Raw genomic sequence first — 25240 nt, forward strand, 5'->3', positions numbered from 1 at the left:
TAGCGGAATCAAATTTCTAGATAGAATTCGCTCAATTAAAATTCCCTCTTTTTAAAGTTTCCCTAGTTCAATACACTTTGTTTCTGACTGAACATTGTGGTACCCCCAATTTAATTTAAGAGAAAATCTATAGGTATGCCTGTTGATCATTATGATCATACTGTATAAGTACAATTAGAATCTATTTTGGCGGAATCCGAAAAGCCATAACAGAGTAGGAAATTAATTTTAAATACAATTATTATGGCAAGTGTAAGTAATGTTAGGCTCAGAATGGGCCGTAGAACTGCTACGTTAGAGTTTGCAGAAGTTAGTTTCAACATCAATTTTTCTAGTTCAGAAGTTGCGCACAATTTAGCGTTTGGTCTGTATACGGTCCTTTTCGAAATTGATGATAGTCTAGATGTTTATCATAGGAACCAAAATGGGGCATTTAATCATAGCTTGGAATGGAAAGCCAATGGAGACAAAGATGATTTTGTCAATTGGTTAGACAGTAGGGTAATCAGGCCCAATGGTGATTCAACTCGATCATTTACAATTCGCAAAGATTTTAATGTTGGAAATCAAGAGGCAGGAAACGAAGAATATCGTGCCTACGTCAATGTAATTCCAGAAATAACAACTGGGCAGGCATGGTCAAATCAACTTTCTATAAATCTCGGCTAGGGATTCAAACGGTGCTATGGTTTTCCAATAGACTTAAGGAATACTAATCAACACCATCTTCCGAAGGGTATTTTCTTTAATAAGTAAATACCAACGGTTTAATAAAAAAGTGAACTTAATAAATAATCGTCATGCTATCCTATCATTGGAAGTGTAAAAGCGTGACATAAAATAAACGTTATGGTTAATCAAACATTAGATGAAAAATCGTTAAAAATTGCAGACATTCAAAGTAAACATCAAGATGAATTACTTAGTTTGTCAAATGTAGTAGGAGTTGCCATTGGTAACAAAGTAAAGGATGGGGTTGAAACTAAAAAACCTGTGCTTTCAATACTTGTAACCCATAAACTTGATCCAAGTTTATTGTCACAAAAAGATTTAATCAATCAAAAAATAGGTGGAATAGAGACTGATGTGGTCGAAGTAGGCACCTTATTTGCTGGTAATGCATTTTGTGAAGCACAAAAAGAAGAGACAGAAACGCTTGATACTACTCAGGCAGGGTCGTTTTCTCCCTCTTTAACCAAAAGAATTCGTCCTGCAATGGGTGGTTTTAGCGTTGGTCATTATAAAATTACCGCAGGAACTTTGGGCACATGCTGTTACGATTTATCCCCATTTCCAAGCAAACCGGGCAGCTATTATATTTTGAGCAACAATCACGTATTGGCCAATAGTAATGATGCACGTATAGGTGACCCCATTCTGCAACCTGGGCCTTACGATGGCGGGCAATATCCAAGAGACATGATAGCAAGATTAAGCAGGTATATTCCTATTAAGTTTATTGATGGAGATAATGCACCCTGTAATTATGTAGATGCTGCTATTGCTGAAGGCAATTTACAAGACCTCAATAGAGAAATATTCTGGGGCGGACATGTAAAACGCTTGTATACAGCGCCAAAAGTAGGTGACATTGTTCAAAAGGCCGGGAGAACTACAGGCTTTACCACAGGCAAGGTTACCAATATCAATGCAACAGTTAATGTAAATTATGGAGGCGGGAAAATAGCTAAGTTTTGTCGGCAAATAATAACTACAGATATGAGTGCTGGTGGTGACTCTGGCAGTCTAGTTTGCGATACTAATGAAGGTGCGGTGGGACTATTGTTTGCAGGATCGGCAACAAGAACCATTGTAAATAATATTTTATACGTACAATCACTGCTGCGTGTAAGAGTGACCGAAATATAGTTTTAATGGTCGCAGTAATAGTACTAAATAGGTAAAACTCAGAGTTGGGACTAGCTCACTCTGAGCTTTACTTTTCCGTTTTTAACTATCTTTATAGTAAAGATTAACTAGATACCTCATGAACATACAAGACGCTTTAAAAGAAATACAATCTTGGCTATACCTCAATGGAATTGAAGGAGTTGCACAAGGCGAATACGAAGGTAAACCCTGTATTACAGTTTATGTTTCCTTGCCAAACACAGAAACTATTCTTCCTACAGTTTATAAGGGCTTTAAGGTTGTTATAGAGCCTACCGAGCAATTCGCTATTCAGGGAGGACCTCTATAATCTATAAAGCACTTTTTTATAAAAAATTCAGAATTCAGGTTAGTAATGGCGATTGTCTATGCGCCAATTTTATATAACGGCAAATTATAGCTTACAAGCGGAATGTTCCTCTATATCTACAAAATGTTACTTTTGTACTATAATGTTCTGCGTTATGTTACTTTGCTTTGGGTAAAAGCGAAGTTATTTACTTCAATCTTCTTTTGTTTTTTTCTTTTCCAAGAAGTTTCTTTAAAATGTAATGGAACACTTATTATGCGAGCCGACGGTAGGAGGGGAGTGTAATGTGTGTGGAATGGGTTGGGTAATTAGAAGCTAAATAATTGCAAAAAAATATTATAATCGAATAAATATTCGTTTTAAGTTCTATATTTGCAACGTGAGAGTAAAGGATGAGACAAAAAGATTAGCCATAGTAGAAAACACTTTAGATATTGTTTTTGAAAAAGGAATTGCAGGAATTAAAATGTCTGTACTTGCAAAACGAGTGGGTATTTCACCTTCAACCCTTTATGTATATTTCAAAACAAAGGAAGATTTAATTCATTCAATTGCAACTAGTTTACTGAAACAGATGTCTAAAAATCAAGAGTCTGCTCTTGCTAGTGAGAGTACTTTTGAACTCAAGTTCAGAGCTAAATGGATAAACCTTCTTAATTTTTTACTTAACCATGAGAAAGAAGTAAATTTTATCGACCAATGGAAACAATCACCTTATTTCGATAAGAAATCTTCTAAGGTTTGGGAATATAACAAGAAAGTGAAGAACGAATTATTTAACGAAGGGAGAGAAAAAGAAGTTTTAAAGGATGTAAATGATTTTATAATTTATGCTGTAATGTCAGGTACTGCAAAACAAATTATAGGTCTTGTTAAACAAGGTGATTTAAGCCTAGATAAAAATTCCATAGATCTATATTTTAGTTTGGTTTGGGATGCTTTAAAAAGATAATTTTTTTAATTAATAATCGAATAAATATTCGATTAAATAAAATATAAAATGAAAACTACAAAAATTTCTAAAAGTAAATTTAGACGAATGTTAAGTTGGGGTTGGATGCAAAAAGCCAAAACTCCTACCTGTCCAAACTTACCAACACTTACTAATAAAATTGTTGCAATTACAGGTGGAAATTCTGGTATTGGCTTAGAAACAGTTAAAGGTTTGTTAGCTCGTGGAGCAGAAGTAATTATTCTTTCAAGAAATGGAAAGAAATCAGAAGATATTATTAAGTCTTTGAATGGAAAAGTTCATTTTTTAGAAATAGACTTAGGTAATATTCGCACCATTGAACCTGCAGTTCTTAAGTTAAAAGGCATATTAAATGAACGTAAGATTGATATTCTAATTAATAATGCAGGGATTGCTTTACAAGAGCCACATCGGTTATCACCACAAGGTTATGAAATGACCTTTGCTGTAAACGTACTGGGACATCATATTTTATTCAAAGAGTGTCAATCAAAATTATTACTTACCCACGATGCTAGAATCATCTCTGTAGCTGGAGATATTTATATGCAAGCAGATGATTGTACTCCAAATTATAAATACGAAGGAAAAAGTGGCGTATCGGCTTATTCAAGAAGTAAAGTCGGTGTTATGTGGTGGGCTTTTGAATGCTATAGGTTGTATCCAGACTATAAAGTAGTTGCAGTACACCCAGGAGTTGTTCCTTTAGGTTTAGGCGCCAATGAGAATGCTTTTTTCACTTGTATAATGAGTTCTATCTTATTATCACCCAAAGGAGGAGCTCAAATGAGTTTAATATGTGCTACACAACCAAATATAGAGAGTGGTGCTTACTACCATAATACCCTTGGCAAAACCATATTACCAGAAAATGATATCGCACTAAATAAAGAGAAATCAAAAAATTTCTGGCATACGTTAGAAGACATTTATGCTAAAGATTTATAAGAATGAAATGCATTTTTAAAATAATAAAACGAATGATCATTATTGTAGTAAGTGTGATAGTACTATTTGTTGGTATTGTATTTCTTACGATGAAATTTGACCCTCGTTTTGGAGGCGAACTTTCTGAAAATAAGAAAGAAATTTACAATAACTCATCAAACTTTAAGGAAGGTAAGTTTATTAATAAAAATGAATTAAATGTTAGCCCAAAAATCACTATTTCAGGTTTTATTAGAGCGCTTGGGGGTATGTTAGCTCAAGACTCAACTGCTATAGCTACTATACCAAAAACTGATATAAAAGTACAGCATATAAATAGACCCGATATTTTAACTGTTAAAGACAGTACACGGTTAGTTTGGTTTGGTCATTCTACTTTTTTACTTCAATTAGAGAATAAAAATATATTAATAGACCCCATGTTTGGCAAAGTACCCTCACCTTATTCTTGGCTTGGAACAAAGCGTTTTAGTACAACATTGCCAATTTCAATTGAAAAACTTCCAAAAATTGATGTGGTTTTACTTTCTCACGATCATTATGACCATTTGGATTATGGTTCTATCCTAAAATTAAAAGACAAAGTAGAGATGTTTTACATCCCATTAGGAGTTGGTATGCACTTAGAAAAATGGGGTGTGGAAAAAGAAAGAATTGTAGAATTAGATTGGTGGGAAGAAGCTAAATTGGACAACCTTATTTTCAGGTGTACGCCTTCTCAACATTCCTCAGACAGAAAATTAAATGCAATGAGCAACACATTGTGGTCTTCTTGGATAATAAACTCCAATAAAATGAACATATTTTTTAGTGGAGATGGTGGCTATGGTAAGCACTTTAAAGAAATAGGTGATAAATATGGTCCTTTTGATTTTGCAATGTTGGAATGCGGACAATATAATGAACAATGGCCACTCTTACATATGTTTCCAGAGCAAACTGCTCAAGCCGGAATAGATATAAAAGCCAAACAAATAATGCCTATACATTGGGGAGCGTTTAGGTTATCTAATCATGCTTGGGAAGAACCTGTTGAGCGATTAATTGCAGCAGCAGAGAAGTTACATATACCTGTCATATTTCCAAAAATAGGCGAACCCATTTTAATAGAACCTATCATTAGCTATTCTAATGAATCTTGGTGGGAAAATTATTAAAATGGAACGTAAAAAAATATCAGAATTAGAGTTTATTGGTATCATGGCGTCGTTAATGGCATTAGCCTCTTTATCGATTGACGCCTTGTTACCTGGTTTAAATGAAATTGCAAATTCCATAGGAATAACCAATCCAAAAGATAATCAGTTATTGATTACCACTATTTTTTTAGGTTTAGGATTTGGTCAATTAATATCGGGGACATTATCTGATAGTATTGGACGAAAACCTATCGTTTATATAGGTTACATAATTTTTGTCCTTGCTAGTATTCTCTGTATATTTTCAACAAGTTTAGAAATGATGCTTGTTGGTAGATTATTACAAGGTATTGGTCTTTCTGCTCCAAGAAGTGTTAGTATGTCTATCATCAGAGATAAGTATAGTGGAGATTACATGGCGAGAATAATGTCTTTTGTAACGGTCGTTTTTATTTTGGCTCCAGTTATTGCACCGACATTTGGAAAAATAATGTTGGATAATTTTGGATGGGAATCCATCTTTTTGAGTCAGTTAATTTTTGGTCTTATTGCAGTTGTATGGTTATGGAGGCGACAACCAGAAACGCTCACTGATGAGAATAAAAAAGAGGTGAGACTTTCTTTGTTTACTAATGGAATAAAAGAATTTCTCAAACATAAATCAGCAGTTATTAACACACTTATAATTGGTATTATATCTGCCCCTTTTTTGGCGTATATAAGTGCAAGTCAACACATATTTGAGGGCCAATATAATTTGGGAGATGTTTATCCTTATATTTTTTCAGGTTTGGCTCTTGGTATTGGTTTGGCAACCTATTTAAACGGAATTCTTGTTGTTAAGTATGGAATGTACAGACTATCGATTACGGCTATAATTGCTCTTTTGATGATTTCAGGAACATACTCTATATTCTTTAATGGTGTCAATCCATCTAGTACTATTTTAATCATATTCTTGGCATTAATCCTTTTTGCAACTGGATTTATCGTTGGAAATTTAAATGCTTTAGCAATGCAACCCATTGGACATATAGCCGGAATTGGAGCTGCACTTATTGGGTTTGCATCAACAATTTTAACAGTAGTATTAGCAACTCTTATCGGTAGATATGTAGATGAAACTGCCTTACCAATTTTTGCGGGTTTTGCAGTTTGTAGTGCTTTATCCTTAGGGTTGATATTGATTTTTAATTTATCAAACGAGAATGTAAAGTTTAGTCTTAAAGAAAGTTTTGAATAGTAATTAATGAGCTTAAAATATAATTAAAAATAGAGAAATGAATAAAAACACTGATTTAGGATTATTAATTCTTCGTATCGCACTTGGTACATTAATGTTACTACATGGTATTGCAAAGCTTAAAGGCGTATCATTTATTGAAGGAATGTTAGAAAGCAAAGGGCTACCATCTTTTATGGTATATGGCGTATATATTACAGAAATTGTTGTGCCTATATTAATTCTTGTTGGATATAGAACTCGCTTATCCTCAGCTATTTATGCTTTCGGGGTGTTATTTGCAATGTTGTTGGTACATTCAGGCGATATTTTATCCTTAAACGAAAATGGAGGCTGGGGCGTTGAATTGCTAGGTTTATATTTATTTGGTAGTATTGCGTTATTCTTTACCGGTAGCGGTAGAATTGCTATTTCTTATTCAAATAAATGGGATTAGTTTTATATTATTAAATAAAACTGAAATGATGGTTTTTTTATCCTGATGATGTTTTGGCAAAACGGCCTCAGAGAACTTTGATAAAACAATAGGTAAAATGAGCGGCCATATTCTAGATTTATAGTAATAATGCCTGTTGACAGCCACAATACCGTATAAATCTCTAAGTTATGTTAATAGTTAGAATGCTTTCTAGAATATAGCGATTGAGCCGTAATTGTTTCCAAAGTTATCTGAAGCCTTGATTTTTTTGTTTCTTTTTTTATCAAGAAAAAAAGATAAGAATCATTTAAAAAGGTTGAATTATTGCAAAAGGTTAGCAAGTGTACACGGCCATTCTAGTGGTGAAGTCCAACGCTACAGCTCGCTCAAAATTTAAAAGATTCTTAATCTTCTAAATTTGTGCCGTGTACTGTTGCGGCAAGTTGCCGAGAATGCTCTAGAAAAAAATATGCCGTACATTTTATCGAATACAAGAATTTTAAAGAATCTAAAAGGTTAGCTTTTTTTTGGCGCTGGCCAAGCGTTGGCAAATTGTGTTTTAAAATGAACGCCATTTAGCGTTTATTTTAAAAAAGCAATCCAGCGGTTGGCTGTGCGGCAATTTTACATAACGACAAATTATGGAACAAATGAAAATATGCGTCGCAGACACCGCTTAAAAGAAGTTGATGACCCTGTTGTGAGTTTTAATCAATTCTCAGAGCTTCAGGGATATTTTACATAATATCATTATAGCTAACAAACGGGATGTTCCTTAAAAACTACAATGTGTTAGTTTTGTTCTATAATGTTCTGCGTTATGTAACTTGAGCTTTGGTTAAAAGCGAAAGTTGTTACTACTTTTTATTGAAAAAATTTATTCTAAAAGTTTCTTCCACGATGTTAATGGAACACTTTTTATGCGACGACGTAGGAGGGAAGCATAATGTGTGTGGAATGACGTATTTGAATTGTATGTTTATTAAGGAGTTAATTGTTCGCTTAAAGACTTTATAAATAATTTCACAACCAAAGATGTAATATATTACTCTATTAAACGTCTTACATATATAAGTGCTATTAATAATAGTAATAGAAGAATTGGTATAAATATTGTTTATATAAATAATATAAATAGTCATTTAAATACTATTTCATATATTTGTATCATATAAACTCTAATACATTAAAGTATTAAAAGTTATTATAAAGAAGTTTTGAAAACAAGAGTAGACATATCTAAAGTATTCCCTAACCATGTGTTTTGGGATATGGATAGTAATAAATTATCTATTAAAAGAGATAAAGATATTATTATTCCAAGAGCTTTATATGCTACTAATGAAGATTCTTTTCCAAAAGATATTAAAGTATTAGAAGAATATTATTCTAAAAGAGATATTGTAGAAATTCTAAAACATACTAAAGAGAATATTAGTAATCAAGTATGTATATTAGTAAGTAAGCGATATAATACAAAACCTTTCTACCGTTACGCAGTATAAATAATGCAAGCGGTTTCCAAATTACTTTTACAAACAATTAAAGAATTGCAGGAATTACCAAGTCTGTCTGATTTTGCATTGGCAGGTGGTACAAATTTAGCATTGCGCTTTAATCACAGAATATCCGAAGACATTGATTTATTTTCTACTAAAATCATAGGTATTAAAGGATTTGAACAAATTGAATCAGAAGCAAAAGCATTTTATGGTGATAAATTATTAAATATAGTATATCCTATAAAAGAGAATGACCAATTTGTAGATATACGCTTTTATGTAGCTAAGAAGAATGTTACAATAAAAGTAGATATTATTCAGAATATGAAAGCACTCTATGACTTTGAAATGATTAAAGGAGTACGTTGTTATGATGTAAAAGATATAGGACTTTTTAAATTAGTGAGTTGCGCTAGCCGTCCTGCTAAAAAAGATATTTATGATTTAGAATATATCACAGAATCAGAAAACTTGTCTGATTTATATAATATGTTGAGATCAAAAAAAGAAAAATTTAATAAGGATACAGATAGAAATATATTTGACTTAGATGAGGATCCAGATCCAATTGATAACCCTTATTTACTTCTGCTTTTTGACAAAAGAATGGCTACAAAACAAAAAATGCGTCATTCACACGATAATATTTTAAATATTGAAGGAAGTAAGTCTTGGCGTATGGCAAGCATTCAATGGCGAATGAAAGTAAGGCGGTTGTATCAACATTTGGGAATAGAATATCCGAAATTATAATTCCCTAATGGAATTTTAAGATAAAACATTCATCCTATTAATAATAGTTCTTTTCCTGTAGTATTCTGGATTCTCAAAACAAATGCGACCTCTAACTATACCTGGATGAATATTTAATTCATTTGCAAAATCAATAATTAATGCATCATCAAACTCTTCATTAGACATATAGAATTCATTCCATATGTCAAGTTTTATTAAATTATTTTGCGCATAGTTATCAGCTTCAAACTCTTCCAGTTTCATATTAGCATTATTTATAAAGAAACTAGCTCTTCTATATTTAGATTTTGTGAGATGTTTGTATACATGACCCAACTCATGCATAATGGTGAAAGCAAAATTATCTAATCTTTTATATTTTAAACTTAAGAAAATTGCTGGATTATTTCCAGAAATAAAAGATTTACCTTCAACAGGAGTCTTTTGAGGTCTATCTAAAACATCGAATTTAATGCCATGATTTGCAAGTATTTTTTTTGTGTTCTTTACTGTGTTTTGATTTTTTCTAAAACAATTCTTAAGTTCTTTTATTAATGTCTTTTCCGTAGACTTATCAAAAGTTTTGACCTCCATTTCATTTGCTTTCATTTCAGCTAATAATGACCAAGCAATAACATTATTTCGGCTTTCTGCAAACTTTGTGGATTTCCTAAAATATGTAAGACTATAATTATCAAGAACACCTTTTAACTCTTGAATGTTTTTTACTTTATAAATATCAAAAATATTCTGCAGATCATCTGATGAATTTACGTCAACATGTTTCTTAAAATATTCCAATGGAATTAAAGATTCTCTTTCAATTATATCCCAAGTTTCAATTGCTTCTTTCTTTTTATTAACAACAGAATCATTCTTTGCTTGATATAAAAGATATTCCATGTGTTTAGACATCCAATAAGTTGCATTGTTTAAACCAGCAGCTTCAAGAGAAATTGCAATATTAACATTAATGTTACGCTTCCCTTTTAAAATATTATTTAATAACGAATGAGCAACATTAATCTTTGAGGCTAGTTCTTTTTGACTCAACCCCTTGTCTTCTAATGCTTTATTAAGGATTAGACCAGGATGAATATTGTTTTTTGACATAAATTTGTTTGACCGCTTTGAAGACTGCAAATATAGTAAATCATTATTAATAATTCATTAAAATGTTAATAACTAATTTTGTTTTTTTTTAAATATAAATTACCAATAACCATAATTTTTGTTTAAAACATACCCAGATATATACTAAAAATAATTAACAAATTTGTTAATTAAACTTTACTAACAATTATCTTCATAAATGTTAATAAGTTTACCGTGTTAAGCTCTTGATTTTGATTATATTTGTCTGGTATAATTTTAAAATCAATAAAGGATAAATAATTAAATAAAAAAATCCAATCTATTGCTCTAACAATAAATTGGATTATAAAATGGGATTTAAAGTTTTGACGGACTCTATAATATAAGGCTTATCCACCTTATAACTCCCTTTGTACTGTATACAATGGTAATGATTTTTTAAATATTACACAAGTTTTGTTGTCAGATACGTCAAAAACAGTGTCCGTTCTCATGCTGTCAGAACAAATGAGAACATTAATATTTAATACAATTATTCCAATGGGAAATTTTATTTACAAAGTTAACAGAGAAAAATTTGAAACTGTTGACGCAATTATTACAGGAAAAGAAATTTTAGAAAACGCAAATTTATTACCTGTAGAAGATTATGAGTTATTAATTAAGGTAAACGAAAAAGGTTTCGAACCAGTTCAATTAGATGAAAAAATTGATTTAAAAGGCGCTGGAATTGAAGGTTTTTTTGCAAAACCTTATAAGAAGCTAATAATTTATGTTGATGATGAACCTGTAGAAGTCGATGAATGTTTCATGACACCAAATGAAATATTAACTGCTGCTGGTAAAGATGCTAATGGGTTTTATTTAAAACAAATTAGTGGGCATAAAGAAGTTAGTTATAAGAATGACAGAGAACATAAAATAGCCATTAAAAATGGCCTTAAATTTAGTTCTTGCAAGCTTGAACCTACAACTGTTTCATAGTTATGGGAAATCAAGAGTTGATGAGTCAGTTGCAAAACAAAGGGCTCGAAACTTGGATGCACACAAATAACTTTGTGTGCTTCAAGTTTATCGTACCATTAGGAAGGTTTAAAGGACAAGAAATTGAAATAGCTTTACAAGGTCAGCAATTTCCATTATTACCACCTTCAGGACCACATATTAAACCACATTTACTTCCAATTACTGGAGGTGGAGGAGTACATCCTTTTGGTGGAATACATGACAGAAAATTACCTACACCTGAATTTCAGTATTGGAGTCGTCCATTTAAAGGTTGGACTTCTGGTATGAAAGTAGATGATTATTTAGCGTTCTTAAGAACATTATTAGATTTCGAATGAAGTACAGCATAACAATGACAGAAAATGTCAATAGGATATTTTTTGAACACCTCATTAGAGAGGATGGTCAAGAAGATTTATGCTTTGCTTTTTATAAATTATCTTCTGGAAAATCAAGAAAAACAGGAGTAATTAATGAGGTGATTTTACCAGAATTTGGGGACAGAAATGTACATGGAAACGTAAGTTTTAATTCAGTTTATTTTGATAAAGTGACTTCTTATGCGTTAGCTAATAATTTAGGAGTCTGTTTTATCCATAGCCATCCTTATCCGGGTTGGCAAGGAATGAGCTTTGATGACATAGAAGCAGAGAAAATGTTAGCACCAAGAGTTAAGGCCGTTACAGGATTACCTTTAATTGGAATGACACTTGGCACAGATAACTATTGGAGTGCTCGCTTTTGGATTAAAGAAGCTCCAAATACTTATGAACGTTATTGGTGTGAATCTGTAAGGGTAGTAGGGAAGTCTCTAAAAACATATTTTTGTGATGATATTTTGCCAAAATCAAATTTCGGTGAAGAGTTTAAACGTACTATTTCATCTTGGGGTGATTTAAAACAGCATGAAATTACTAGGTTAAAAATTGGAATAGTTGGATTAGGTAGTGTTGGTTCCATAGTTGCTGAAGCTCTTTTAAGGACTGGTATAAAAAACTTAACCTTTATAGATTTTGATGTAGTTGAATTGAAAAATTTAGATAGATTATTAGCAGTAAATAGAGTAGATGTAGGCAAATTTAAAGTAGATGTTCTAAAAGAACGTCTTTTAAATACTGAGCTTATTTCAGATTTAAGTATTAATGCTGTCCCATTTAGTATTACTGAAAAAGAAGGACAGGATGCAGCTCTAGATTGCGATATATTATTTTCTTGTGTAGATATGCCTTTGCCGAGATACACTTTAGATTGTTTATCATTTGCAAATTTAATTCCTGTAATTGATGGAGGAATTGATACAAATCCAAAGGAAGATTTATCAAATATAGATCAAGCAAGATGGAAGGCTCACACTATAGGTCCTGAAAGAATCTGTATGCAATGTTTAGGGCAATATAAACCCGAAGATGCTGCGTTGGAAATGTCTGGAGAGTTGGATAATCCTAACTATATTAAAGGCTTACCAAAGAATCATTTTATTAATAGAGGTGAAAATGTTTTTGGTTTTAGTTTGAGTTTAGCAGGAATGGAAATACAACAATTCTTATCCTTGATTTTAAAACCTAGAGGAATTTATTATGGTCCAAAAGAAATGGATTTTAATACAGGAAATATAGATTTCGAATTTGATAATGAATGCAGGAATGATTGTGGAATTTCTCAAGGTTTACTTGGTCGTGCAGATGAAATAAATAAATCTCTGATAATAAATCATTTAGCAGCTGAGAATAGCAGAATTAAACATGAAAATTCGTTAGTAAATAAAAACAATAAAGGATTTTATGCTTTTTTAAAAGAATCTATAAATTCCTTGTTTAGTTTTTAATTTTCTTGGCCTCATATAATTTTGGTCAAAACAATAGGAGAAATGAGCGTTCATATTTTAGGGGTTTAGTAATACAGATTCTTAGGAGTTTCGATTATAGAAGGGATTTCAAAGCAATGTAAACTAGTTACAATGTTTCCTAAAATATAGCGAATGAGCCGTTAATTGTTTCCAAAATTATATGCAGCCTTGAATTTTTGTTTCTTTTGTTTCAAGACAAAAGATAATGAAACTCGAAAAAGAAGATTAATTGAAGTTCTAAATAGAACAAGTGCATAGAATTTTATTTTTCTTAAAATTTATGCTCTTGTGGCAATCCACGAGAATCGTCTAAAATTTTTTATTACGTACATTTTATCGAATACGCGATTTTTAATACAGCGCAAAAAGGTTAGCTTTTATTTTGGCGTTGGCAAGCGTTGGATAATTGTGTGTAAAATAAATTGCCCGAGCAATTTGATTTTATAAAACAATCGAGCGCTTGGTGGCGGCTATTTTACATAACGGCTAATTATAGATACAAATGTTTTAAAAAACTCTGCAAAGCAAACCGCTTATTAGTTTAATGACCCAAGTTCCAATTATTCTAATGAAAACAAATGCTTCTGGGATATTTTACATAATACTACATTATAGCTATCAAATGGAAACAATGCTCTAAACTACATAATGAACATTTGTACTATAATTTATATTATGTAAAATAGACTTTTTAAGAACCCCCTCTAGTATATGAATATCTCAACATTACATTTCATTGCAATGGCCCATAGAATAATTAAAAACTCCCCCAGGATTTAAGAGAAACAAAAAAAACCGCTCATTGCTGAACGGTTTTAATTCTATATAATCTAAACTAATCTCTTAGAACAGACCTTTTGCTTTGCTAAGTAAATCGCCAGCATCTCCGCCAACTAAACCGCTAAGACTTTCTAAGCTAAAAGCAGAATCTCCTGCTTCGTTAGATAAAAACTTATCTTTAAGACTATCTACTAATCCAGGTGCTACATTACCAGCTTCCGCCTCAGCTTCACTAGCACTCATTCCTTTCTCTTGTAGTATCTCAGTTAATTTGCCTTTTAAGTTTTGAACAATACCACTGTCCTCAGTAGCATTTCCGTCGTTAGAAAATAAGCTTGTTACCGCGCTTAAATCTCCGGAGCTTACTTTCTCCATTAAGCTGTCAATAAGTGATGACGCTCCTTCTTCTGCAGCGCCACTTGTTGCTTCAGAATTTAAAGAATTAGCACCCATTTTTTCTTGCAATTTTTGAATTGCCATTTGTTTTAGTTGATCTAACATAGTATTTATTGTTTATAGTTAATAATGGTGTTATTCGTTGTTGAACAAGGTGTTACAAGCATGCAATTACCTTGGTTGTTCTTTAAAGATAATAGATAAATATGAGGATTAGCTATCTATCAACTAGAACTGGATTTAGCAAAAAAAAAGCCCGTCATTGCTGACGGGCTTTTTAAGGTTTAATCTATAACTTTAACGTTAACTGCGTTTAATCCTTTTTTTCCTTGGGTTAGTTCGAATTCGACTTCATCGCCTTCGCGAATCTCATCTACTAATCCTGAAATGTGAACGAAATGTTCTTCGTTTGAACCTTCTTCTGTAATAAATCCGAAGCCTTTAGCATCGTTGAAGAATTTTACTGTTCCTGTACTCATAAATGTAATATAATTTAATATTAATAATTACTTAGAAGATTACAATTATGATGCCACAAATGAATTATGACACTATTTTCTAAATATATAGGCCCTTTTCCTAATGATTTATCATCGCTACCTAATTCCAGTAGGCTATGATATAGGTTAAGGGAAAAGTAAGCCGTTTGTTATTTTATATAAAACCTGCTGCAATATTCTTTGGTTTTGATTTCAAAGAGCACTACAGCAGGTAGATATCGCAAAAAGTAGATTTACCTAATGATTTTATTAGGCGTTTGGTGATTTACTTTTAAAAGAAAGCAGATTGTTGTCCTGTACAAATATTAAGGTATTCCTCTACTCCTTCATTTAATCTTCTAAATTCCGTAAGGTGTCTCTTAGCACGGTCTAATTGAATGCCAACAGTTTTACGTTTACCATTCAATGATGAGATAATTTCATTGTTAGAATGGCTTAAAGAGTCCATTTTACTACGTAATGATTCTATTCTCTCAAAAAGAGAATGCGTTTTAGGTTCACAACGGTACGAATTGAGCTTCGTTCGTAATTGAACCAAATCTTTTTGATTTCGTTGAAGTCTTACAACAATTGCATTTTTGTCATTTTCTTCTACTCTTAGTGAGCGGCGTTGAGTTGTTGTTGTCATAGGTGCAGGATTTTGGGTTGTTGAGATTTTAAGCGATACTCTAAGTTATAAAAAAAATCTTACAAAATATAGACTTAACATCCATATAATCAGACTTTAACACTAAATTAATGTTGTTTGCTATACTATGTCACCTACGGTGATTAGCCTTTTTATACACAAGTTATTAACAGCTAATGAGCTGATTACAAATACTTAGTGTAGGAATTTTCGACAATATTTAAAAGCAGCATAGCGCAATTATCTGAAAATAAACTTTTTACACTTTTTTCTTAACTTGTTCGAAAATCAACGTGTTAAAGGTTGATAAATTGGCGAAATTCGTTGTAAATACTAATTTAATCGTTAAAAAGCGTAATCTATATTAACATAAAAGCAAAAAAATACCCTCAAAAAGCATAATGCTCAATGAGGGTATTTCAGTTTAGGTGGTTTGTTTACTATTCTTCGTCTTCAAACTCAATCTCTGCCATCTGACGAGATAATCGGTTCGAAAATGGTTCTGTTATCAAATCTTGTAATAATCGTTGTCTTTTTCTTTCAGAAATATCTAAGGTATCTAATATCTCTCTTCGTCGTTTAGTTTCCGCTAAATGTTCTTCTCTTAGTTTAGTACGCTTCTCATAGGTTGAGATGTCTTCTTCAGAATCAAAACGTTCCATTACCGTGTATTTGGTAACTTCAGTTTGTTTTTCTTTTATTTCCTGAGCGGATAATCCGCATGTGCCTACAAGAATGCAAGCAGCGATCATAAAAAGGGGGTTTTTCATAATTACTTCATATTAGTTCTGTTACGAAGATACTACTTTACCAAAAGTAGTGCCAATTCGTACATCAGATTGTTATTAGGACGATAAATCTATTCCGATTATCGGTGATTTCAAATACCTTATATTTATAAAGATACAATTAGCTGCCCATGAAATCAATTTTTACTACACTATTAGTTGCTGTATTCTCCTGTGTTTCAATATTTGCCCAAGAAGAGTTTACTGTTTCTTCTGCAGAAATTACTTTTAACTTCGATTCAAAAAATGTAGATGGTTCTATATCTGGGTTTGAATCTGAATCAAAAATAGATTTCAGCAATATTACCCAATCCAAGTTTAAAGGCTCTGTTATGGTCGAAACAATAAAAACCGGTAACTTCCTTAGAGATTGGCACTTAAAGGGTAACAAGTATTTTAACGTAGATAAACATCCAAAAATTGCTTTTGAAAGTACACAAATTGTGAAAAATAAAAACGGGCTTACCATTAACGGTAACCTTACCTTAAAAGGAACAGTAAAACCAATTACTATAAATTTCACTAAGGAGCAATTACAATTAGTAGGTACTACTACCCTATTTTCATCAGATTATGGCATTGCCATTAAACAAGATAGAGCGGATAACAAGGTTAAGGTTACCATAGTATTACAGCTAATAAGGTAAGTTTACCCTCTAAATTCCATTATCTAAGTAACGCTTCCTCTTTCATTTTTCAACTCTCGATTACGCTCTTCAAATGAATCAAATCCTTTTTCATATGCGTCTTGAACAACAGTAAAAATGAAGTATATTCGCAGCCTTAAAACTGCGTATTATGTTAGTTTGGATACTTTTTATTACTCTGATTATTATATTTCTTGCGCTAGATTTAGGCGTGTTCAATAAACATGAACACGTTATAAAAAGTAAGGAAGCTGCTATATGGACGGCCATCTGGGTTACCGTGGCCATGTCTTTTAGTGGCGTCATCTACTGGCTTTTTACAGATGGCTTGGTAGAAAACCCCACAAACCTTACGCCCAATACCGCCGTACTAAAATACATAACCGGTTATCTTATAGAATTATCGCTTAGTATAGATAATGTATTCGTTATTGCCGTTATATTTTCCGCTTTTAAGATTCCGGCCCTGTACCAGCATAGGGTGCTCTTTTGGGGGATTCTTGGCGCTATTGTTTTTAGGGGATTGATGATTTTCTTTGGTGTGGCTTTAATCACCAAGTTTGAATGGATTATTTACGTCTTTGGAGTATTCCTACTTTGGACCGCTTACAAAATGTTGAAAGGTGATGAGGAGAACTTTAAACCTAAAGATTCATGGGTTTTTAAACAGATTGGCAAAATTTACCCAATTACATCTGATTTTCACGGGCATGATTTTTTTGTGAAATTAAAAGGCATAAACGCCGCCACTCCCCTTTTTGTAGCCTTAGTGGTTATTGAGTTGACAGATGTTTTGTTTGCTTTAGATAGTATTCCCGCTATTTTAGCCATTACAGCAGATCCTTTTATTGTATTCAGTTCTAATATATTGGCTATTCTAGGCTTGCGTTCTATGTACTTTCTTATTTCTAGAATGCTGGACAAATTCCGCTTTATAAACTATAGCCTTGTGGTTATACTAGCCTTTGTAGGTCTCAAAATGCTATTCTCGCATATGTTAGAATTACCGGAATGGTTGTCTCTTGCCGTGATATCTTTGGCATTGCTCTCTGGTATTGCCGCCTCTTTGTTGATTCCCGAGAAAGAAACCCATGAAGAAGTAGAACAAGATGAATAAGAATCTTATTTAGCCTCTAGCTTTGCATCAATAATACCAAGGGCGTCCTGTACGGTTTGCATTTTATCCATGTCTGCATTCTCTAACATGATGTCAAATTCATCTTCTACATCTAGAACAATGTCTACTAAGTTGGCAGAATTAATGTTGAGTTCACTAATAAAATTACTCTCTAGCGTTATAGCATCTACGGAAACATCTTCAGGTAAATACACCTTAACAATGTCTTTAAGCTTATTATATTTAATTTCATGATTCATAGTTTTTAAGTCGATTTTGATTGATTGCTGATATTCAGGATTCGGGTTTTAATCTGTATATCGTTTAAAAATAACACAAGCATTTACATCCCCAAAACCGAAACTTGCTTTTGCCAAAATAGTTGGTTGATATTTGATAGTTTTCTGTGGAATGCGATCAGAAGTAATAATGTCTGTAATTTCAGGATGAAGATCTTTACAATTCAAGTTACCAAAGACTTGCGATCTATTAAACTGAAGCACAGATGCCACACATTCAATACTGCCAGCAGCTGACAAGCAATGGCCAAAAAGACCCTTAAATGAATTGATATATGGAAAATCACTTCCCGAACGCCCCAAAGCGGCACTCCAATTCGCTATTTCTAGCGCATCTTTTGATGTGGCCGTCAAATGTCCGTTTATCGTATCAATATCATTATTTTGAATTCCCGCGTTAACCACTGCCTGAGAAATACAGCGTTGCACCGCCTCACTATTGGGTGCGGTCATAGTACCATCACCACGTTGTCCACCGCTATTTACGGTACCCCCTAGGATTTCGGCATAGATTTTTGCACCACGGGCTTGGGCACTTTCTAGCGATTCCAACACCATGGCCCCTGCTCCACTTCCTGGCACAAAACCTTCCGCAGACGCACTCATAGGTCTACTTGCTGCTTCTGGATTATCATTATAATTTCTAGGAAGGATGCGCATAGCATCGAAACCGGCCCATACATAAGGGCCGCTATCACTACAACTACCTACCAACATACGTTCTGCTTGCCCGTATGCAATACGCTCATACCCCATAAGAATACCTTCCGTACCCGTTGTACAGGCCGAAGAGTTAGTTGTAACCTGATTGCCACAACCTAAAATACCACCCAAATAGGCACTTACACCGCTAGCCATGGTTTGGATAACCGTTGTACTCCCCAAACGACGGACGTTCTTTGCATCAATTTGGTACATGGCCTCTCGGAATTTATCCACTCCCAAAGTACCGGAACCAAAGAGAATACCACTATCCCAATCTGGTTGTTCCTTATCCGCTATAGATAAGCCAGCATCTTTCCAAGCATCGGCACCAGCTATTACGCCATACATAATACCGGTTGCGTTTAGTCCACGTAATTGCAATGGTGTAAAATATTGAGCGAGTAATTCATCACTGAGTTCTGGTTTTGCCGCAATCTGACAACCAAACCCGAGTTCTTCCAATTCTGGCTGAAATCGTATCCCACTTTTGCCATTAGCCAAGGCTTCGGAAAAAGCCTCTAAACCTATTCCGTTTGGCGCGCAAACACCCATTCCCGTTATGACGACTCTTCTACGCATTCGCATTACTTTTAAACATTCCCGATATTTCTCCTTTACAGACCAATAGCCCTTTGGAGTTATGCATTTTTACTTTACACTTTAGCTTATTGAACCTAAAATAGACTTTCTCTGAGGTTACCGTTACTTTTTCATTAGGCAAAACCGGAAATAGAAATTCCATCTGCGTACTACTCATACCTATTTGAATGGTTTTCTGGGTAAAATCGACTTCGTTTTGCAATAGATAAATACCTAAACACACCACACCTATCTGCGCACAGCATTCAGTTAAGATGACTCCCGGAGTAACCGGATGATTTTTAAAATGCCCCTTATAAAAATCAGAATCTCCAGAAAAGGTATAAGCACCAACCGCTCCGTTTTCGCCTACCTCCATGAGTTCATCAACGAATAAAAAAGGTTCCGTGTAAGGCAGTTGGTCTATGATATCTATTTTCTCCATTCTTAATATTTCTATTTATCAAGCATCTCTCAGCACACCCTCCCTTCGACTGGGCTCAGGGAGGGCTAAGCTCTAAAGCAGTTTTCTTCAAATTTGACCCATTCCTGAGCGCAGCAAAAGGAAATTACTCTTATGTCCCAAGCCCCTTCCTGAGCGCAGTCGAAGGGAGGGGTTAACGCAAACTCTCCCCACCATCTACTTTAATAACCGTACCGGTAATCCATTTCGCCTCATTAGTACTAAGCAAATAAACTGCATTGGCAACATCTTCTGGTGTAGTCAAGCGTTTATTGGGGTTACGTTCTAGCGCACTTTTCTTCAAAACCTCACTATTCGGTATCATTTGAAATGCTTTAGTTTCCGTCGTCCCTGCCTGAATGCAATTGGCCTTAATGCCTTTTAGAGCATATTCTAACGCAATACTGCGAGTCAGTGCCTCAAGGGTTGCTTTGGCCGCCGAAACGGCTGCATAGCCTTCCCAAGCCTTGCTACTTCCTTCACTTGTAAAAGCTACAATGCGAGCATCTTCATTAAATAAATTCGCTTCAAATGCCTCCTTCGTCCAATCATAAAGACTTAAAGCCATGGCATTTAAGGTGATTTCTATATCTTGATGATTCAAGGTAGTCTCTTTGCTGGAAACCATGGGTTTTAGACTTCCTTTGGCTATACTATGAACAAGCATTTTGATTTTTCCCGTCGTGGACAAAGTTGTTTTGATTTCATCAATTGTTTGTCTTCGTTTATCAGGATTAGTGGCATCTATATTAAAATCTAGCAACTTAACCCCACTTGAAGTAATTTCTTGAAATTGTTCGTTAATTTGCTCTAAATCAATCTTTCTATCTCTATGTACTATCATGATATGATACCCGTGACTAGCCATTTTTTTAGCTGTGGCCAGACCCAGACCACTACTTCCACCAAGAATAAGAACCCACTTCTCTGTCATCTGATTTTGTTTAAAAACTTCTTACCATTCCAATAATACCCGTTGAGCCGAAAATCCTGGGCCAAAACTAAGAATGAGTCCTTGCTCGCCCTGTTTAATATCTTTTTCCATGAAACGCTCTAATACGTAAAGTACTGTTGCGCTGCTCATATTTCCGTACAGCCTTAAAACTTCACGTGTACCATCTATATTCTTACCCATCTTTCCAAAAAGCTCCTCAACCGTCTGTACTATTTTCTTCCCTCCAGGGTGAAAAATAAGATGATCTACGGCCTCTATAGATGTGCCATGCTTCTCCAAAAACGGATGTACAATATTTGGGAAATGTTCCGCTATGGTTTCTGGCACCGTAATATCAAGAATCATTTTGAGCCCGTGGTTCGTTAAATCGAATCCCATCATATGGGTAGCATCCTTAAAATGATACATTTCTCCTCCTTTAATCATCGGTCCTACTGCATTATCCTCCGAAGATAAAAGCACACAGGCAGCACCATCGCCAAAAATAGCAGCACTCACCATATTGGCCATAGAAAAATCATTAAGCTGAAATGTGGCTGTTGGACTTTCAACGGCAACAACAGCTGCTCGCTTACCAGGATTTGATTTTAGGAAGTTATGTGCGTATATCAAACCAGAAACACCAGCAGCGCAGCCCATCTCCGTAACCGGAAGCCGAACTACATCTTGCCGTAACCCCAAATCATTGATTAAAAACGCATCCAAGGAAGGAATCATAATGCCAGTACAGCTTACCGTAATAATGTAATCTATGGAGTCTGCCGCCCAATTACTATCGTTTAACGCTTTTTCAAGAACGTTTTTTCCTAGTTTTTTGACCTCTCGTACATAAATGGCATTTTTATCTTCGAACGAAGTGGCTACAAAAACCTCTTCTGGGTTCATAATGCTATAACGCTTGTCTACGGCAGCACCTTCAAAAATCTTTATGACCTTACGCTTAAAACGGTCCTCCTGCCCAGAAAGCCATAGATTCACAAATGGGAGTATCTCCTCCGTGGGCTTGCAATAATCCGGTAATTGTTTGGACGTATTTACTATTCGAACTTCATTCATATATCTAATTCGGTCGTTTTTGCTGGGCTACCCATACATATCTAAAGGCCCATTTCCAATGGATAAAATGCTGCATTTTAGGTAGGTTTTTAGAAAAGGCAATCAATTCATCTTTTCTAAAAGCACTTTGTATAGACGTTAGACCATCCTTTTTTGCAATATCTGTCTGCATAAAAATAGCACTAAACAGTTTAAAAAGTTGATATGCCCATGTACTTCGTTCTAAATCGTTAATGATAAATCCGATACGGCTCAATTTTGAAAACTGCGTCAAGAATTGCGGAATTTGCTCATTCCTAAAATGATGCATGGTTAAAGTGCAAAGTAAAATATCACATGGTAATTCATCTGGTTGCAACTCTAGAATATCTTGCTTCAAATACCGAATTTCAGGAAAATCAAGTGATTGTTCACGCGCAATGGCCAGACTTTTTTCGTTTAAGTCTACTCCTATGCATTTTAGTTTAATGGAATGCTTCCGACCCCATAAAACTACAGTTCTTAGCATCTCCCCATTACCACAACCCATATCTAAAATCGTATATGATTCTAGATTTTTATTACGTATTAGATGATGTATGGCTTGAATAGTCAGTTTATTTCCATTCAAAAAACGATTGGCCTTATCAATATCAAGCAATACCTTTTCAAGGTGAGTTTGATTCAGAGATAAATCGTCCATTAACTCGGTTTCCGTACTTCGTTTTGAAAAATCACCCATTAACTAATCGGTTTGCCATGCGTGTTCTTAATTAGTTGTTTTAAAAGCCAGGGTTGTTTTGCTACCAATGAAATTGCCCAGTTAGATAAGGTCTCATTTAATAATAATGATTGCAATCTTCTACCCAACCATAATCGCCTCTTAAAAGTACGGCTCCATTCTTTAGCATAAGCCTGTTCCATCCTTTTTCGATCCTTTTCTTTTCCGCTTAAAAAAGTATCGATTAATTCAGAAACTATTTTAGCACTGTGAATGGCCATTGCCATACCGTTGCCACAAAGAGGATGAATCAAACCTGCCGTATCACCACACATAAGTACATGCTCTTCTACTGGATTCTTGGCATGAAATGAAATCTGAGCTATGGTTAAAGGTGTTTCAAAAAGAGGTTTTGCTTTGTACAAGAAGTCTTTTAAAATGGGATTCTCACTAACAACTTTCTCATTAAATTGATCAATACCCTTTTCTAACTGAAAACTTTTATAAGATACTAAATAGCAAAAATTAACCGCACCTGTCTCGGTTTTTGAGAGTCCGCCATACCCTCCTTTAAAATTATGCAGTCCGACTTCATGGACTGGAAAATCATCTAAACTATAATGGCTTTTAACCGCTAACCAAGAAGATTTCTGTTGTATAAAACTACGCTTTAATTGCTTATCTAAAACACTTCTTTTGCCATATGAACCAATTGTTATTCTTGAAGTATACATTTTACTATCACCTGTAATTACCTCAAAAATAGTATTTTGAAATGTTATTGAAGTGACACTTTCAAAAACAAAGGTCACTCCTAAGGCCTCTGCTTGTTTATATAATAAATTATCAAAAGCATACCGACTAATACCCGTGCCGCCCAAAGGCAACTTGACTTCTAGAACCGCTCCTTTTATAGTAGAAAACTTTAACGTATCAATGGTAACCGCGCCAAAATTGGCTAAGTCTACTCCAAGGTTTTTTAGATACGGAAGCACCTCATTGGAGACGTATTCTCCACAGACCTTATGGTGTGGGTAAGGCTCCTTTTCAAAGACTAATACCTCGTGGCCAGCTTTTGCTAAATGAATGGCCGCTGTTAAACCCGCCAAACCTCCTCCAACAATGATTACGTCATATTGCTCCACTAAGGGAAGATAGTCAATTTAGACAAAAAAAATACCGACAGCTTCTGTCGGTATTTTTCAAAAAATTATAGAATTACGAATAAATCATTATCCTTTAACCTGTTGTTTTGCTTCTTGTTTTAGCGCTTCACTAGCAACGATAGCTAATTCTACTCTTCTATTTTTAGCTTTACCCTCTGTTGTAGTATTATCTCCTACCGGCTGAGCCTCACCATACCATTTAGTTTCCAAACGGCTTTTATCAATACCTTGAGAAATTAAGTAATTGGTTACCGATGTAGCTCTTTGCTTAGACAAATTCATATTGTAATCCTCAGGTCCAGCACTATCTGTATGACCTTCTACCAAAACATTAGATTTTGGATAGTCTTTTAGAATTTGGGCCATTTTATTCAGTGTAGTTTGGGATGTTCCTTTTACATCAGACTTATTAGTGTCAAAATAAACACCGGCATCTTCATTAAAAGTCACATTAATACCTTCACCCACACGACTAACTTCTGCTCCTGGAATTTCTTCCTCAATACGCTCCGCCTGACGATCCATGTGATCACCAATAAAACCACCTGCAACACCACCAATAGCAGCGCCAAGAATAGCTCCAAGAACGGTATTATTACCGCTTCCAACATTGTTGCCAAGAATACCACCAATGGCAGCACCACTACCCGCACCAATTACGGCACCTTTCTGCTTACTATTTGAATTTTGGATGGTTTTACATCCTACGACCATGGTCAATGCCATGATGATATATGCCGATTTTAAAACTGACTTTTTCATATGTTACTTCTTATTGTTTTGAGAATTTATAAACGACAGATACAGGACTACCATCAACGTTTACATCTGATTTTAATGTCATTTGCGATTCGTTTAGAGAAAGAATCTCTAATCGATATCCCACCTTACCATAAATATCTTTTTTCTTTTCATCTATGTATTTGAATTGCAACTTGTCGTTTCCGTTTTCGTTTTCTAAAACAGACCATCTAATATTACGAACACCTCCTGCACAAACACTATTGTCTGTAGGTATCGCGTAACTTCCAGTGCTGTTATTTTCTAAAAAGTACCACGTACTTCCTTCAAAACAGAACCCGTTGGCGTCTTCAAAAAGCATAGATTTAAAGGAGCCTTCACTGCCCTCATATCCTACATGCTCCAAAACCCAATTACCGTTAATGGTCTTGCGTTCATTCCGCACTTCTTTTGATATGGAACATGATCCCAATATCAGAGCCAGTGCTAGCATTACTACACTGTTTTTAATCATAATTTTGATTTAAGGTTTGCATATATACGGTTGAGACCATTGCATTGTTGTCTACCCACCGTTAAACAAATATTAATACTACAAAAGTACCGAATCTAG

Annotated in this window: 29 protein-coding genes; 15 read left to right on the forward strand and 14 right to left on the reverse strand. The window is 34.3% G+C overall.

Going from position 1 to position 25240, the window contains the following annotated elements; genetic code table 11:
- Window positions 1-243 precede the first annotated feature (243 nt).
- The 10 genes from HW347_RS04635 (at window position 244) to HW347_RS04680 (ending at window position 9176) form a co-directional block, all read left to right on the forward strand.
- The gene (locus HW347_RS04635) at window positions 244-669 is read left to right on the forward strand and encodes a hypothetical protein (RefSeq protein ID WP_214610771.1); all 426 of its coding nucleotides are present in this window, start codon (window positions 244-246) and stop codon (window positions 667-669) included.
- A gap of 180 nt (window positions 670-849) precedes the next feature.
- The gene (locus HW347_RS04640) at window positions 850-1869 is read left to right on the forward strand and encodes a S1 family peptidase (protein ID WP_214610772.1); all 1020 of its coding nucleotides are present in this window, start codon (window positions 850-852) and stop codon (window positions 1867-1869) included.
- Between the two features lie 118 nt (window positions 1870-1987).
- Window positions 1988-2200: a hypothetical protein gene (locus tag HW347_RS04645; RefSeq protein WP_214610773.1), complete on the forward strand. Its 213-nt coding sequence runs from the start codon at window positions 1988-1990 to the stop codon at window positions 2198-2200.
- 379 nt (window positions 2201-2579) lie between these two features.
- Window positions 2580-3152, forward strand: coding sequence for a TetR/AcrR family transcriptional regulator (locus HW347_RS04650; RefSeq protein ID WP_214610774.1), 573 nt, complete (start codon window positions 2580-2582; stop codon window positions 3150-3152).
- 48 nt (window positions 3153-3200) lie between these two features.
- A complete protein-coding gene (locus tag HW347_RS04655) occupies window positions 3201-4121 on the forward strand; it encodes an SDR family NAD(P)-dependent oxidoreductase (protein WP_214610775.1) in 921 nt (306 codons plus the stop codon).
- 32 nt (window positions 4122-4153) lie between these two features.
- Entirely contained in the window at window positions 4154-5278 is a 1125-nt protein-coding gene (locus HW347_RS04660; RefSeq protein WP_214610776.1) for an MBL fold metallo-hydrolase, read from the forward strand.
- A 1-nt stretch (window position 5279) separates the two neighbouring features.
- Window positions 5280-6503 (forward strand): multidrug effflux MFS transporter, encoded by a 1224-nt coding sequence (locus tag HW347_RS04665; RefSeq protein WP_214610777.1) that lies wholly within the window; start codon window positions 5280-5282, stop codon window positions 6501-6503.
- 37 nt (window positions 6504-6540) lie between these two features.
- Entirely contained in the window at window positions 6541-6939 is a 399-nt protein-coding gene (locus tag HW347_RS04670) for a DoxX family protein (RefSeq protein ID WP_214610778.1), read from the forward strand.
- Between the two features lie 1199 nt (window positions 6940-8138).
- Entirely contained in the window at window positions 8139-8426 is a 288-nt protein-coding gene (locus HW347_RS04675) for a DUF6922 domain-containing protein (protein ID WP_214610779.1), read from the forward strand.
- 3 nt (window positions 8427-8429) lie between these two features.
- Window positions 8430-9176 (forward strand): nucleotidyl transferase AbiEii/AbiGii toxin family protein, encoded by a 747-nt coding sequence (locus HW347_RS04680; RefSeq protein ID WP_214610780.1) that lies wholly within the window; start codon window positions 8430-8432, stop codon window positions 9174-9176.
- Window positions 9177-9191: 15 nt separating this feature from the next.
- On the opposite strand, the gene HW347_RS04685 is transcribed toward HW347_RS04680, so the two are convergent.
- A complete protein-coding gene (locus HW347_RS04685; protein WP_214610781.1) occupies window positions 9192-10271 on the reverse strand; it encodes a helix-turn-helix domain-containing protein in 1080 nt (359 codons plus the stop codon).
- A 474-nt stretch (window positions 10272-10745) separates the two neighbouring features.
- Between HW347_RS04685 and HW347_RS04690 the strand changes: the two genes are divergently transcribed.
- Genes HW347_RS04690 through HW347_RS04700 form a run of 3 tightly spaced genes read left to right on the forward strand, consistent with a single transcriptional unit; the run spans window position 10746 to window position 13086 of the window.
- Window positions 10746-11237: a multiubiquitin domain-containing protein gene (locus HW347_RS04690; RefSeq protein WP_214610782.1), complete on the forward strand. Its 492-nt coding sequence runs from the start codon at window positions 10746-10748 to the stop codon at window positions 11235-11237.
- Between the two features lie 2 nt (window positions 11238-11239).
- A complete protein-coding gene (locus tag HW347_RS04695; RefSeq protein WP_214610783.1) occupies window positions 11240-11599 on the forward strand; it encodes a hypothetical protein in 360 nt (119 codons plus the stop codon).
- Complete coding sequence (locus HW347_RS04700) at window positions 11596-13086, forward strand: ThiF family adenylyltransferase (protein ID WP_214610784.1); 1491 nt, start codon at window positions 11596-11598, stop codon at window positions 13084-13086. The genes HW347_RS04695 and HW347_RS04700 overlap by 4 nt, the downstream gene beginning before the upstream one ends.
- 864 nt (window positions 13087-13950) lie before the next feature.
- Here the strand turns inward: HW347_RS04700 and HW347_RS04705 are convergent.
- The 4 genes from HW347_RS04705 to HW347_RS04720 all read right to left on the reverse strand — a co-directional run bounded on the left by HW347_RS04705 (window position 13951) and on the right by HW347_RS04720 (window position 16181).
- Entirely contained in the window at window positions 13951-14388 is a 438-nt protein-coding gene (locus tag HW347_RS04705; protein ID WP_155596355.1) for a hypothetical protein, read from the reverse strand.
- A 179-nt stretch (window positions 14389-14567) separates the two neighbouring features.
- Complete coding sequence (locus HW347_RS04710; protein WP_073244563.1) at window positions 14568-14762, reverse strand: cold-shock protein; 195 nt, start codon at window positions 14760-14762, stop codon at window positions 14568-14570.
- Between the two features lie 292 nt (window positions 14763-15054).
- Window positions 15055-15411, reverse strand: a complete 357-nt coding sequence (locus HW347_RS04715; protein ID WP_214610785.1) for a hypothetical protein — start codon at window positions 15409-15411, stop codon at window positions 15055-15057.
- A gap of 440 nt (window positions 15412-15851) precedes the next feature.
- Window positions 15852-16181, reverse strand: coding sequence for a hypothetical protein (locus tag HW347_RS04720; protein ID WP_214610786.1), 330 nt, complete (start codon window positions 16179-16181; stop codon window positions 15852-15854).
- 149 nt (window positions 16182-16330) lie between these two features.
- On the opposite strand from HW347_RS04720, the gene HW347_RS04725 reads away from it, so the two are divergent.
- On the forward strand, window positions 16331-16846 hold the full coding sequence (locus HW347_RS04725; protein ID WP_214610787.1) for a YceI family protein: 516 nt from the start codon (window positions 16331-16333) through the stop codon (window positions 16844-16846).
- Between the two features lie 151 nt (window positions 16847-16997).
- Entirely contained in the window at window positions 16998-17963 is a 966-nt protein-coding gene (locus HW347_RS04730) for a TerC family protein (protein WP_214610788.1), read from the forward strand.
- 5 nt (window positions 17964-17968) lie between these two features.
- On the opposite strand, the gene HW347_RS04735 is transcribed toward HW347_RS04730, so the two are convergent.
- From HW347_RS04735 to HW347_RS04775, 9 genes are all read right to left on the reverse strand, one after another.
- Window positions 17969-18223: a phosphopantetheine-binding protein gene (locus HW347_RS04735; RefSeq protein ID WP_214610789.1), complete on the reverse strand. Its 255-nt coding sequence runs from the start codon at window positions 18221-18223 to the stop codon at window positions 17969-17971.
- Between the two features lie 48 nt (window positions 18224-18271).
- On the reverse strand, window positions 18272-19546 hold the full coding sequence (locus tag HW347_RS04740) for a beta-ketoacyl-[acyl-carrier-protein] synthase family protein (protein ID WP_214610790.1): 1275 nt from the start codon (window positions 19544-19546) through the stop codon (window positions 18272-18274).
- Entirely contained in the window at window positions 19539-19991 is a 453-nt protein-coding gene (locus HW347_RS04745) for a 3-hydroxyacyl-ACP dehydratase FabZ family protein (protein WP_214610791.1), read from the reverse strand. Before HW347_RS04745 ends, HW347_RS04740 begins: the two co-directional genes overlap by 8 nt.
- Before the next feature lie 172 nt (window positions 19992-20163).
- On the reverse strand, window positions 20164-20943 hold the full coding sequence (locus HW347_RS04750) for an SDR family oxidoreductase (RefSeq protein WP_214610792.1): 780 nt from the start codon (window positions 20941-20943) through the stop codon (window positions 20164-20166).
- Window positions 20944-20964: 21 nt separating this feature from the next.
- Entirely contained in the window at window positions 20965-22020 is a 1056-nt protein-coding gene (locus HW347_RS04755) for a type III polyketide synthase (protein ID WP_214610793.1), read from the reverse strand.
- A gap of 4 nt (window positions 22021-22024) precedes the next feature.
- A complete protein-coding gene (locus HW347_RS04760; RefSeq protein ID WP_214610794.1) occupies window positions 22025-22741 on the reverse strand; it encodes a methyltransferase domain-containing protein in 717 nt (238 codons plus the stop codon).
- The gene (locus HW347_RS04765; protein ID WP_214610795.1) at window positions 22741-23865 is read right to left on the reverse strand and encodes an NAD(P)/FAD-dependent oxidoreductase; all 1125 of its coding nucleotides are present in this window, start codon (window positions 23863-23865) and stop codon (window positions 22741-22743) included. The genes HW347_RS04760 and HW347_RS04765 overlap by 1 nt, the downstream gene beginning before the upstream one ends.
- 87 nt (window positions 23866-23952) lie before the next feature.
- Window positions 23953-24648, reverse strand: coding sequence for an OmpA family protein (locus HW347_RS04770; RefSeq protein WP_214610796.1), 696 nt, complete (start codon window positions 24646-24648; stop codon window positions 23953-23955).
- A gap of 10 nt (window positions 24649-24658) precedes the next feature.
- The gene (locus HW347_RS04775) at window positions 24659-25141 is read right to left on the reverse strand and encodes a lipocalin-like domain-containing protein (protein WP_214610797.1); all 483 of its coding nucleotides are present in this window, start codon (window positions 25139-25141) and stop codon (window positions 24659-24661) included.
- Window positions 25142-25240: the final 99 nt, after the last annotated feature.

The sequence above is a fragment of the Zobellia barbeyronii genome (genome assembly GCF_018603515.1).
In the GTDB taxonomy this organism is placed as follows: Bacteria; Bacteroidota; Bacteroidia; order Flavobacteriales; family Flavobacteriaceae; genus Zobellia; species Zobellia barbeyronii.